Genomic DNA, 12,432 nt, shown 5'->3' with positions numbered 1-12,432 from the left:
AGACTGGCAAATGGTTTTGCAATCCTCACTTAACCCAGAGTTCACATCAAAAACTCATGTCAAATGCCGACAAATAACTATCATCGGTGGACATGGTAGAATGGGTAGATTATTTCGAGAGCAACTTTTAGAGGCAGGACATAAAGTAAATATTCTCGAACAAGAGGATTGGGAATATGCAGGTCAACTGTTAAGTAATACAGAACTAGTATTAGTCAGCGTGCCGATTAAATATACAGTTGATGTTATTAAACGTGCAGCTAAATATTTATCACCTCATATAGCTTTGTGCGACATCACGAGTATTAAAACTCAACCATATCAGGCGATGCTGGCGCATCATTCTGGCCCGGTTATGGGTTTACACCCTATGTTTGGCCCAAGTGTCCAATCTTTTTGTTCGCAAAAAGTAGTTGTATGTCCTGGCCGTAATCATGAAGCATTTCAATGGTTATTAAATTTCCTCGAAAGTCAAGGCGCAGAATTAATAACCTGTTCACCAGAAGAACACGATCGCCTGATGGTGTATATTCAAGCAACGCAGCATTTTTGTAGGTTAAGCTTGGGTGTTTTCTTAGCTCAAGCAGATATTGATATAGAACAAAGTTTATCAATTTCATCACCTAGCTATCGTCAAGAAATCGAGATTTTAAAACGTTTGTTTCGCCAAAATCCTCAGTTGTGCGTTGATATTATGTTAGCTACCGAGGAAAGATGCCAAGCAATTAAATCTTTAGCTAATACTTATAATCGTTTAGCAAAGTTAGTAGCCAAAAAAGATAGAGAGGCTTTAATTAAAGAGTTTGAAAATACTCAATGGTTTTTTCAACAAATTTAGCTGGAGGCAGAAGGCAGGAGTCATAATATAGAAATTTTCAGTTAAGTGAGGTACAAAAATAGTGTTTTTAACGCAGAGGAACGCGGAGTTAAACGCAAAGTTCCGCAGAGGTTTGCCTAATTTTATTGGCATTACCAGCGTACCTTACTTTATTATCAGCAACAAAGTCCAAGTCAAAAGTTCCGCCTCAGTGGAATTATTTCTCCAAGCTTTTAATCGTGCTGCATTAATGGAAGCAAAAATATGATAGTTGATATTAACAAAAAAAATAAATTTCACATTCAACCTATTCAGCAAAGGGTTGTAGTTACTTTTAACTATGAAGTTCACTTTACTAACAATATATTCGACTTAAAAAATCCTACATTAGCACAAGCGATCGCAGCTGATGGTGAAAAGAAGCCTAAAAAGATATTAGCCGTAATTGATGCCGGATTATTAGAATTTTGTCCGAATTTATCCCAACAATTAACCAACTATACAAATTTCTATGCCGAAGTGCTGACACTAGCGGCGGAACCTTTATTAGTTCCAGGTGGAGAGGCGGCAAAAAATGAGCCAAAATTGTTAGAACAAATTCACCAACTAATTGAAGCAGCCGGGATATGTCGCCATTCTTACGTGTTAGGAATTGGCGGAGGTGCAGTCTTAGATTTAATCGGATATGCAGCAGCCACAGCACATCGGGGTGTGCGCCTCATTCGCATTCCCACAACAGTGTTAGCGCAGAACGACTCAGGAATAGGGGTGAAAAACGGTATCAACGCCTTTGGTAAAAAGAACTTTTTGGGGACATTCGCCCCACCTTATGCTGTAATTAACGATTTTAGCTTCTTGAGTACATTGTGCGATCGCGATTGGCGTTCTGGAATAGCCGAAGCCATCAAAGTCGCCTTAATTAAAGATGCTAACTTCTTCCATTTCATCCATGACCATACTACAGCCCTTGCCTGTCGAGACATGGATGCTATGCAACAACTTATTTATCGTTGCGCCCAGTTACACCTAGAACATATAGCCACAGCCGGCGATCCTTTTGAAATGGGTTCATCCCGCCCCTTAGATTTTGGACATTGGGTAGCCCATAAACTAGAACAATTGACCAACTATAGATTACGACACGGCGAAGCAGTAGCTATTGGTATCGCCTTAGATAGCACCTATTCCTATCTCTTAGGAATGCTTTCTCATCAAGAGTGGCAAAAGATATTAAAAACACTTGTTGCGCTAGGTTTTAGTTTGTATATACCTGAACTAGCTGAACAATCATTATCTATCAATAACTCTCGTTGTCTCTTCCGAGGTTTAACAGAATTCCGCGAACATTTAGGCGGAGAATTAACCCTAACCCTACTGCAAAATATTGGTAAGGGAATTGAAGTTCACGAAGTAGATGTGTCTTTGTACAAACACGCAATATCCTTACTACGTGAATTTAAATAACAACAATACGTATTAAGCAATCTCAATATCCTCTGCGTTCTCTGCGCCTCTGCGGTTCGTTAAAAAATCATCTTGGTATAAATTATGAAAATAGGAACCGACAACAACCTTCACTTAACCTACTGCACAAACATTCACCCTGGCGAAGAATGGCAACAAGTCTTTGCTAACCTCCAACAATATCTACCACCATTAAAAGCAAAACTATCACCTAATAAACCATTCGGTATAGGTTTACGTTTAGCAGCCATAGCCGCTAAAGAACTACTTCAAAAAGATACATTAATTCAATTCCAATCCTGGTTAACCCAACAAGATTTATACGTATTTACCTTAAACGGCTTTCCCTACGGACAATTTCATCGGCAAATAGTTAAAGACCAAGTTTATGCACCAGATTGGACAAAGCAAGAACGCCTAGAATATACATTGCAACTAACGCAAATTCTGGCAGAAATATTACCACCAAATATAGAAGGTAGCATCTCCACATTACCCCTTTCTTATAAACCTTGGTTTGACGCCAATCAATTTGTTCAAGCATCAGTAATGAACAGTTCTAGCCTCCACATAGCAGAGCTAGTAGAACAAATGATTCGCATCCGCACTGAACAAGGTAAACTCATACACTTGGGTTTAGAACCAGAACCAGACGGGTTAATTGAAAATGCCGACGAAGTAGTAGATTATTTTCAAAAGTATTTATTACCCATTGCCAGGAATTATTTAACCAAGCAATTAAGTATCTCCCAAGAAACTGCTGAACAATATATATTAGACCATGTGCGCGTTTGTTATGATACTTGCCATTTTGCTGTAGAGTATGAAGACCCTATCTTAGTTTTAAAAAAGTTCCAAGCTACTGGAATAAAAGTTAGTAAAATCCAAATTAGTGCAGCATTGCAAGTCAATATACCCAAAGATACACAACAACGCCAATTAATATTAGAAAAATTACAACCTTTTGCCGAGTCTACATATTTACATCAAGTAATTGCACGCACACAAAATAACAGACTGCTTCACTACTCAGATTTAGAAAACGCCTTACCAAACCTCAAAAATACCACAGATGAAGAATGGCGAATTCACTTCCATGTTCCGATATTCGTGCGTGATTATCAACTATTACAATCCACTCAAGACGATATTGTAAATGTTTTAAACCTGCTACAAAATCAGCACTTTTGCAACCACTTAGAAATCGAAACCTACACCTGGGAAGTCCTACCTGATGAAATGAAATTAGACTTACCAGCCTCCATTCAACGTGAATATGAATGGGTAATGAACAAACTGTTAACTAAGCAATTAGTCCCTAGTTAAAGTTGTCATTTGTCATTTGATTCTTTTCTTAACTCAACTCTTTTCCCTTCCTTTGTGTCCTTTGCGTCCTTTGCGGTTCGTATGCAAAAAACAGTCATCCTCAACGTAGTCGGACTAACCCCCAACCTAATAGGCCAACACACCCCCTTCCTCTCGCGTTGGACATCCACTGGAAAAGCCGTACCAATAGAACCCGTCTTACCTGCTGTTACCTGTACAGCCCAAGCCACATATCTCACAGGTAAAACACCCGATGAACATGGAATTGTTGCTAACGGTTGGTACTTTCGAGATGAGTGTGAAGCCAAATTTTGGCGACAGTCTAACAAACTAGTCCAGTCTCCCAAAATCTGGGATATTGCCAAACAACTAGACCCTAGTTTTACCTGCGCCAATTTATTCTGGTGGTACAATATGTACTCTTCGGTAGACTATGCGGTAACGCCTCGACCGATGTACCCAGCCGATGGTCGAAAACTACCAGATATTTATACTCAACCAGAAAATTTGCGATCGCAACTTCAATCTCAACTAGGCCAATTTCCTCTTTTCAACTTCTGGGGGCCTAACACCTCAATTCTATCTACTCAATGGATTGCAGACTCAGCCAAGTTTGTCGAAGAACAAAATAATCCAACCCTAACCCTGATTTATTTACCACATCTAGACTACTGCCTACAAAAACTCGGCCCTAACCCAGACAAAGTAGCCAAAGACTTACAAGAAATTGACGCAGTTTGCAGCGACTTAATTCAATATTACGAAAATCGCGGCGCGCAAGTCATTGTTTTATCAGAATACGGCATTACATCAGTATCTAAATCCATCCACCTCAACCGTATTTTGCGCGAACATGGCTTGTTGACAGTGCGTGAAGAACTCGGACGGGAACTCTTAGATGCGGGTGCGAGTAAAGCCTTTGCAGTTGCTGACCATCAACTAGCCCATGTTTATGTTAATGATCCATTTTATATCCCAAAAGTGCGATCGCTCCTTGAAGAAACAGCAGGAGTCGCCTACGTTCTAGACGAAAGCGAAAAACCAGCCTATCATCTCAACCATTCTCGTTCAGGTGAATTAGTCGCTATCTCCCAACCAGACGCATGGTTTACTTATTATTACTGGCTTGATGATAGTCGCGCCCCTGATTTTGCCACAACTGTCGATATTCATCGCAAACCCGGTTATGACCCTGTAGAACTCTTCATAGACCCAAAAATCAAATTTCCTAAACTAAAAATTGGTGCTAAACTTTTAGCTAAAAAACTTGGGTTGCGCTACTTAATGGATGTGATTCCTTTAGATGCTTCTTTGGTTAAAGGTTCTCACGGCTGTCTTCCCCCTTCACCATCTGAGGGGCCATTATTAATTAGTCAACAAACCCAGTTACTCAACTCCTCATCTATTCCGGCGACTAGTGTCTGTCAGTTAATCCTTGACCATTTAACTATAAAATAAAACACCCATCTTTTGGTAAAATCAAAAACTAGCAAAATCTCTTTCTTAAGGATGTTGGCAAAAACAGAAATCAATAATTTTGTATTCTTAAAAACAAAATATTATGAAACACAAATAAAATGTCAGCCTCACCGAAAAATTATTCATTCATTAGCCAGATTTTATTGAGTAGGCTAAATAGAGAAGTATGGTTTTTGCTAGCTACATCAACTCTAAAAAGCATACTAAAGTAAAGTCAATGAAAAATAATCAAGTTCTATAATTTTCCTATCGTTCCAAGTTAGTTCTGAAAATTCTAAATAATTCTTTATGATTACTGATTCCCATTCCTATACAACCTTGGATAATGTGCGCGTCTCGCGCTCGATTACAGAAATCAAAATGGAGACTGCCGTCGAAGATATTTTGTTTTATCTCAATTCTCAGCGTGGAGGTTTATTAACCAGCAGCTACGAATATCCAGGGAGATATAAGCGATGGGCAATTGGATTTGTCAACCCACCATTAGAATTAACCACAAAAGAAAATACTTTCACTCTCACCGCCCTAAATGAGCGCGGTAAAATACTCTTAGCGTTGCTGTATGAACGTCTAGGCAAGTTACAAGACTTAGAAAATATCACTCAAAATCAAAACTATATCACAGGGTCAATTAAGCCTACACAGCAATTCTTTACGGAAGAAGAACGTAGTAAACAGCCTTCAACATTTACAGTTATCCGCGAAATCCTCCATACATTTTATAGCCAAGAAGATGAACATTTAGGACTGTATGGCGCATTTGGTTACGACTTAGTATTTCAATTTGAACCAATTGCGCATCACTTAAAACGTCCTTCAGACCAACGAGATTTAGTTTTATATTTACCCGATGAACTGATAGTTGTAGACTACTATCAACAACAAGCTTTTCGGTTAGAATACGACTTTATTACAGCACACGGCAGCACTTATAATCTGCCTCGTACAGGTGAATCTGTTGATTATCGCGGTCAACGTTTGACACCGACAAAAACTGCCGATCATCAAATCGGTGAATATGCCAAGCAAGTTGAATTCGCCCTCGATTATTTCCGTCGCGGTGACTTATTTGAAGTAGTTCCCAGCCAAAACTTTTTCACAGCCTGTGAAGAACAACCCAGCAAATTATTTGAAACCTTAAAGCAAATTAATCCTAGCCCTTACGGATTTATTTTTAATTTAGGTGGCGAATATTTAATTGGTGCATCACCAGAAATGTTTGTCAGAGTTGAAGGACGGCGGGTAGAAACTTGTCCCATTAGTGGCACAATTACCCGTGGACAAGATGCCATAGATGATGCTGTACAAATTCGTCAGTTACTCAACTCCCACAAAGATGAAGCAGAGTTGACCATGTGTACTGACGTAGACCGCAACGACAAATCCCGCATTTGCGAACCGGGTTCAGTGCGAGTTATTGGTCGTCGCCAAATTGAATTGTACAGTCACTTAATCCATACAGTAGACCATGTAGAAGGCATATTACGTCCAGATTTTGATGCGTTAGATGCTTTCTTGAGTCATACTTGGGCAGTAACAGTTACAGGCGCACCTAAACGCGCTGCAATTCAATTTATCGAACAACACGAACGCACTGCTAGACGTTGGTATGGTGGCGCAGTTGGCTATTTAAATTTCAACGGTAATTTAAACACCGGCTTAATTCTGCGAACCATTCGCTTAAAAGACTCCATAGCCGAAGTGCGCGTTGGTGCAACACTGCTTTATGATTCCATACCCCAAGCAGAAGAACAAGAAACCATCACCAAAGCCGCCGCGTTATTTGAAACCATCCGCCGCGCCAAGCTAAAGGATACACAAATCGACGAGTGCGGTTCTACAAAATTAAGCAAATGCGTCCCCGATGTTCCAACCGGTAAACGCATCTTACTGATTGACCATGAAGATTCATTTGTTCATACCCTAGCTAACTATATTCGTTCCACAGGTGCAAGTGTTACCACACTCCGTCACGGCTTTCCAGAGTCAGTTTTTGATACAGAACGCCCAGATTTAGTAGTTTTGTCTCCTGGCCCTGGTAGACCACAGGATTTCAAAGTTCCTGAGACTGTCGCCGCTTGTATTCGTCGGCAAATACCGATTTTCGGTGTGTGTTTAGGTTTACAAGGCATTGTTGAAGCTTTTGGCGGAGAATTAGGCGTGCTGAACTATCCCCAGCATGGTAAATCTTCCCGTGTTTTTGTCACCGCTACCGATTCTGTCATGTTCCAAGGCTTACCAGAATCCTTTACAGTCGGGCGATATCATTCACTGTTTGCCTTACCCCAACGCTTACCCCAGGAATTGAAAGTGACCGCAATTTCTGAGGATGAAGTAATTATGGCTATAGAACATCAAACCCTACCTATTGCGGCTGTACAGTTCCATCCCGAATCAATCATGACCTTAGCCGGAGAAGTGGGTATGACAATTATTAAAAATGTAGTGCGGACTTACACGCAAAGTAAAGAGTCAATAGTTATTAGTTAAAAGTGCTGAGTGCTGAGTAAGAAATAATTACTTCTTGTTCTTCCTCTGCTCCCCTGCTCCCTGCCCCCTGCCCCTTTTCCTCTTCCCCTCCCACTTATGACAAACCAAGTCGCCCCGCCTCGGCATATCCTTGAAGAAATTGTTTTGCACAAACGGCCAGAAGTTGCCCAGATGCAGCAGGAATTACCTTTGACTGCTGTGCAACAAAAATTAGCTGCTGCGCCGACTGTGCGAGATTTCTTAAAAGCTTTACAACAACATCCCAAACATCCCAGTTTAATTGCCGAAGTAAAAAAAGCATCACCAAGTCGCGGTGTTATTCGGGCTGACTTTGACCCGGTAAATATAGCCCAAGCTTATGAACGTGGTGGTGCAGCTTGTCTATCGGTTCTCACTGATGAAAAGTTCTTTCAAGGTAGCTTTGATAACTTGCGTAAAGTGCGATCGCAAGTTTCATTACCCCTACTATGTAAAGAATTCATCATTGACCCCTACCAAATATATCTAGCACGCACAGCAGGCGCAGACGCAGTTTTATTAATTGCCGCCATCCTTACAGACCAACAACTGCAAGAGTTTTTGCAACTCATTCATGAATTGGGGATGACTGCGCTAGTAGAAGTCCACACCTTAGCTGAACTAGACAGAGTATTAAAGCTAGACGGACTACGTTTATTAGGAATCAACAACCGCAACCTCGAAAATTTTACGGTTGATTTAAAAACAACCCAGCAGCTTTTAACCCAGAGACAAGAACAAATACAAAACTCCCATATCACCGTTGTGAGTGAATCGGGAATTTATACACCTGCTGATTTAACCTTTGTCGCTGAAGTTGGTGCTAGGTCAGTTTTGGTGGGTGAATCCTTAGTTAAACAACCTGATATAGAACAAGCTGTGCAGAGTTTATTACTTAAATAATTCATAATGACTACTATTTCTGAGCATTTTCAAACTTTACGCGATCGCCAACAATGTGCTTTGATTCCTTTTATCACAGCTGGCGACCCAGACTTAGAAACTACTGCCGAAGCTTTACGCATATTAGATCGCAATGGTGCTGACTTTATTGAATTGGGCGTTCCTTACTCAGACCCCCTAGCAGATGGCCCCGTAATTCAAGCCGCCGCCACCCGCGCCTTACAAAGAGGCACAAAATTAGAACAAGTGCTAGAGATGTTGGCAGATATCAGCCCTAGCATCAAAGCACCCATCATCCTATTTACTTACTACAATCCCATCTTGCATCGTGGCATCAAGCCATTTTTACAAACTATCGCTGCGGTTGGCGTAAAAGGCTTGGTAGTCCCAGACTTACCCTTAGAAGAGGCCGCAGAATTAATTCAAACAGCCGCTACCTTTAACATTGACGTGATTTTATTAGTAGCCCCTACCAGTTCCCAAGATAGAATTGATGCGATCGCTCGTCAATCTAGAGGCTTTATCTATTTAGTCAGTGTCACAGGCGTAACTGGGATGCGTTCTCAAATCCAAAACCGCGTCCAGCACCTACTAACAGACCTACGCAGCGTCACCGATAAACCCATTGGCGTTGGCTTTGGCATCTCCGCACCAGAACAAGCCCAGCAAGTTAAAGAATGGGGCGCAGATGCAGTCATAGTTGGTAGTGCCTTCGTCAAACGCCTTTCAGAAGGTACTCCCACCGAAGGCTTACAAGCAGTAGAACAACTGTGTAAAGAACTGAAAGCAGCAATTACTCCTGCATCTCTAGTTGGTGCTAAATAAATCTCTGCGCCCTCTGTGCCTCTGCGGTTCGTTTTCTTATCGAACCACAGAGACGCAGAGAAGCCAGTGCGTTGGGCGGGTTTCCCGACTTGAAGCAACTGGCGCGACACAGAGGAAAGAATAATTTTTATGTGAGAGGTTTTAGATAGTGGTCAGCACTCCAGATATCAAAAATACAGTCCAACCCGACTCATTAGGGAGATTTGGCAAATTCGGCGGTAAGTACGTACCCGAAACCTTAATGCCCGCCCTCAGCGAGTTAGAAGCCGCAGTTGAAAAATACCGTAACGATGCTGGCTTCCAAACTCAGTTACAAAATTTACTCCGCGATTATGTAGGAAGACCTAGCCCGTTATACTTTGCTGAACGTCTAACAGCACACTACGCTAGACCCGATGGCACTGGTGCGCAAATTTACTTAAAAAGAGAAGATTTAAATCATACAGGCGCGCACAAAATTAACAACGCCCTAGCGCAGGTATTACTAGCCAAGCGCATGGGTAAACAACGCATCATTGCTGAAACTGGTGCAGGTCAACACGGTGTAGCAACGGCAACTGTATGTGCGCGGTTCGGCTTGGAATGCGTCATCTATATGGGCATCCATGATATGGAACGCCAAGCCCTGAACGTGTTCCGCATGAAGCTGATGGGTGCAGAAGTGCGTCCTGTGGAGGCGGGGACTGGCACTCTTAAAGATGCCACATCAGAAGCTATTCGAGATTGGGTAACGAATGTTGAAACAACTCACTACATCCTAGGTTCCGTTGCTGGCCCTCACCCTTATCCGATGCTCGTCAGAGACTTTCACGCCATCATCGGTAAAGAGACTCGCGTACAAGCTCAAGAGAAATGGAACGGACTACCAGATATTCTTTTAGCTTGTGTGGGTGGTGGTTCCAATGCTATCGGATTGTTCCATGAGTTTGTTCATGAACCTTCTGTGCGTCTGATTGGTGTGGAAGCAGCAGGCGAAGGTGTAAATACAGAAAAACACGCCGCAACTCTGACACTAGGTAGAGTGGGAGTGCTGCACGGTGCGATGAGCTACATTTTACAAGATGATGATGGTCAAGTTATTGAAGCTCATTCGATTAGTGCTGGATTAGACTATCCCGGTGTTGGGCCTGAGCATAGTTATTTAAAAGATTTAGGTCGTGCTGAATATTACAGTGTGACTGACGAAGAAGCACTAGAAGCATTTCAAAGACTTTCGCAGCTAGAAGGGATTATACCTGCATTGGAAACATCCCATGCGATCGCCTACCTCGAAACCCTCTGCCCCCAATTAGAAGGCAGCCCACGCATAGTGATTAACTGCTCTGGTAGAGGTGATAAGGATGTTCAAACCGTTGCTAAACTCCTCAAGTAAAGTGCTGAGTTGAAACTCAGTATTTTTAGAATATTTCTAAATTTATGCTTCGACTGCTCTAAATCATTAATTCAATATGGTAGCCATAACTCAAAATCCGCCAGACAAAATTTCTATAACTGCTGTTGCCTCTGACTGGCCAGGCATATTACAACAGTTACTTAAACGCCAATCACTAACAGTTAACCAAGCCACAGATTTAATGCACGGTTGGCTAACAGATGCCATTCCCCCTGTCTTATCAGGCGCAATCTTAGCCGCAATTCAAACCAAAGGCATCTCCGCCGAAGAATTAGTAGGCATGGCCAGCGTCTTACAATCTCAATCATCTTCCCCTACTCCCCACTCCCGGTTGCTGAGCGAAGCCGAACCACCATTCCCCACTCCCCTAATTGATACCTGCGGTACAGGTGGAGATGGTGCTTCTACCTTTAATATCTCTACAGCAGTGGCTTTTGTCGCCGCCGCCGCAGGGGTAAAGGTTGCCAAGCATGGCAATCGTTCTGCATCTAGCAAGACTGGCTCTGCTGATGTCTTAGAAGCTTTGGGAATCAACCTCAACGCCAATCCAGAAAAGGTACAAGCGGCAGTTGGAGAAGTAGGCATTACCTTTTTATTCGCTCCTGGTTGGCATCCAGCACTGAAGGCGGTTGCTGATTTGCGAAAAACCCTGAAAGTGCGGACTATTTTTAATCTGCTGGGGCCTTTGGTCAATCCGCTACGTCCGACAGGACAAATTATTGGTGTAAATGACCCATTGTTAATTGAAGAAATCGCCCAAGCCTTATCACAACTGGGTTGTAGACGTGCGATCGCTCTCCACGGCAGAGAAAGATTAGATGAGGCTGGATTAGCTGATGTCACAGATTTGGCTGTACTTCAAGATGGACTTGTCCATTCTCTGACTATCAATCCTGAAGAACTTGGTTTAAATCCTGCACCAACGGACGCATTGCGTGGCGGCGATGTACAAGAAAATGCAGAAATATTGAAAGCCGTGCTTCAAGGAAAAGGCACTCCAGCACAGCAAGATGTAGTTGCTTTGAATACAGCTTTAGCACTGCAAGTTGGTGAAGCAATTGAAGGGACAAAAGATATTTCCCAAGCTTGCATCAAAGGTATTACCCTAGCTAAAGAAGTTCTGCAAAGTGGCGCAGCTTGGACAAAGTTAGAACAACTCGCAGTATTCTTGCACTAGTTCCTAATAGTACGCAATAAATTATCTATCTTGTGGGATGGGAGTCCTCACCCGTCCCCAACCAGAGCGGGCAGGATGCCCACCCCACAAAAAATTGGGATGTTTTTATTGGCAAATCCTTGAATTTATAGATAATTTCTGTTCGTTTATACAAAGGTCAAAAATAATGATTGTAGTTCTTAAAAGCGGTACACCTGCTGACGAAATTACTCGTATCAGTGAAGGTTTAAAAGAATCTTGGGGTGTCACAGTCGAAAAAAGTGTCGGCGCGCATAAAGTCATCTTAGGGATGATTGGCGATACTTCTACGATTGATCGGATGCAAATCCAAGAGTTCAGTCCTTGGATTGAGCAAGTCTTACGTGTGGAAAAACCTTTCAAGCGGGTGAGTCGAGAATTCCGTTATGGAGAAGCCAGCGAAGTTGTTGTACCTCTTAAGGGGATACAAAAAGGGCTATAATGCAGACAAAATAAGCTTCATAGCCCTTTGACCTTGTTGGTAGTAAGGACGCTTATTAGGACTTAATATCAATAATTCAG

The 12,432-nt window shown here is 42.1% G+C and carries 10 protein-coding genes and 1 pseudogene; all 11 read left to right on the top strand.

What is annotated here, in order from left to right; all coding sequences use genetic code 11:
* Positions 1 to 10 precede the first annotated feature (10 nt).
* On the top strand, positions 11 to 838 hold the full coding sequence (tyrA, locus tag H6G69_RS27630) for a bifunctional chorismate mutase/prephenate dehydrogenase (protein WP_190692319.1): 828 nt from the start codon (positions 11 to 13) through the stop codon (positions 836 to 838).
* A 112-nt stretch (positions 839 to 950) separates the two neighbouring features.
* Positions 951 to 1,085, top strand: a complete 135-nt coding sequence (locus tag H6G69_RS34545; protein ID WP_277883478.1) for a hypothetical protein — start codon at positions 951 to 953, stop codon at positions 1,083 to 1,085.
* Positions 1,082 to 2,281, top strand: coding sequence for a 3-dehydroquinate synthase (locus H6G69_RS27625; protein ID WP_190692318.1), 1,200 nt, complete (start codon positions 1,082 to 1,084; stop codon positions 2,279 to 2,281). Before H6G69_RS34545 ends, H6G69_RS27625 begins: the two co-directional genes overlap by 4 nt.
* A gap of 84 nt (positions 2,282 to 2,365) precedes the next feature.
* Complete coding sequence (eboE, locus tag H6G69_RS27620) at positions 2,366 to 3,607, top strand: metabolite traffic protein EboE (protein WP_190692317.1); 1,242 nt, start codon at positions 2,366 to 2,368, stop codon at positions 3,605 to 3,607.
* An 81-nt stretch (positions 3,608 to 3,688) separates the two neighbouring features.
* On the top strand, positions 3,689 to 5,065 hold the full coding sequence (locus tag H6G69_RS27615; RefSeq protein ID WP_190692316.1) for an alkaline phosphatase family protein: 1,377 nt from the start codon (positions 3,689 to 3,691) through the stop codon (positions 5,063 to 5,065).
* A gap of 309 nt (positions 5,066 to 5,374) precedes the next feature.
* The gene (locus H6G69_RS27610; RefSeq protein ID WP_190692315.1) at positions 5,375 to 7,576 is read left to right on the top strand and encodes an anthranilate synthase; all 2,202 of its coding nucleotides are present in this window, start codon (positions 5,375 to 5,377) and stop codon (positions 7,574 to 7,576) included.
* Positions 7,577 to 7,672: 96 nt separating this feature from the next.
* Positions 7,673 to 8,497, top strand: coding sequence for an indole-3-glycerol phosphate synthase TrpC (trpC, locus tag H6G69_RS27605; RefSeq protein ID WP_190692314.1), 825 nt, complete (start codon positions 7,673 to 7,675; stop codon positions 8,495 to 8,497).
* Between the two features lie 6 nt (positions 8,498 to 8,503).
* A complete protein-coding gene (gene trpA, locus H6G69_RS27600) occupies positions 8,504 to 9,322 on the top strand; it encodes a tryptophan synthase subunit alpha (protein ID WP_190692313.1) in 819 nt (272 codons plus the stop codon).
* Positions 9,323 to 9,470: 148 nt separating this feature from the next.
* Positions 9,471 to 10,694, top strand: coding sequence for a tryptophan synthase subunit beta (gene trpB / locus H6G69_RS27595; protein WP_190692312.1), 1,224 nt, complete (start codon positions 9,471 to 9,473; stop codon positions 10,692 to 10,694).
* Positions 10,695 to 10,770: 76 nt separating this feature from the next.
* On the top strand, positions 10,771 to 11,892 hold the full coding sequence (gene trpD, locus H6G69_RS27590; protein WP_190692311.1) for an anthranilate phosphoribosyltransferase: 1,122 nt from the start codon (positions 10,771 to 10,773) through the stop codon (positions 11,890 to 11,892).
* A gap of 166 nt (positions 11,893 to 12,058) precedes the next feature.
* Positions 12,059 to 12,322: pseudogene (locus H6G69_RS27585) on the top strand (3-deoxy-7-phosphoheptulonate synthase); the annotation flags it as partial.
* Positions 12,323 to 12,432: the final 110 nt, after the last annotated feature.

The sequence above is a fragment of the Nostoc sp. FACHB-110 genome (assembly GCF_014697425.1).
GTDB lineage: Bacteria > Cyanobacteriota > Cyanobacteriia > Cyanobacteriales > Nostocaceae > Nostoc_B.
This window is presented reverse-complemented; position numbering and strand designations above follow the sequence as displayed.

Bases quoted from the DNA above. Each gene is read 5' to 3' on its own strand.
- trpC (WP_190692314.1), top strand. From the start codon at position 7,673: ATGACAAACCAAGTCGCCCCGCCTCGGCATATCCTTGAAGAAATTGTT.
- H6G69_RS27615 (WP_190692316.1), top strand. From the start codon at position 3,689: ATGCAAAAAACAGTCATCCTCAACGTAGTCGGACTAACCCCCAACCTA.
- trpD (WP_190692311.1), top strand. From the start codon at position 10,771: ATGGTAGCCATAACTCAAAATCCGCCAGACAAAATTTCTATAACTGCT.
- trpA (WP_190692313.1), top strand. From the start codon at position 8,504: ATGACTACTATTTCTGAGCATTTTCAAACTTTACGCGATCGCCAACAA.
- H6G69_RS27610 (WP_190692315.1), top strand. From the start codon at position 5,375: ATGATTACTGATTCCCATTCCTATACAACCTTGGATAATGTGCGCGTC.
- H6G69_RS27625 (WP_190692318.1), top strand. From the start codon at position 1,082: ATGATAGTTGATATTAACAAAAAAAATAAATTTCACATTCAACCTATT.
- eboE (WP_190692317.1), top strand. From the start codon at position 2,366: ATGAAAATAGGAACCGACAACAACCTTCACTTAACCTACTGCACAAAC.
- tyrA (WP_190692319.1), top strand. From the start codon at position 11: ATGGTTTTGCAATCCTCACTTAACCCAGAGTTCACATCAAAAACTCAT.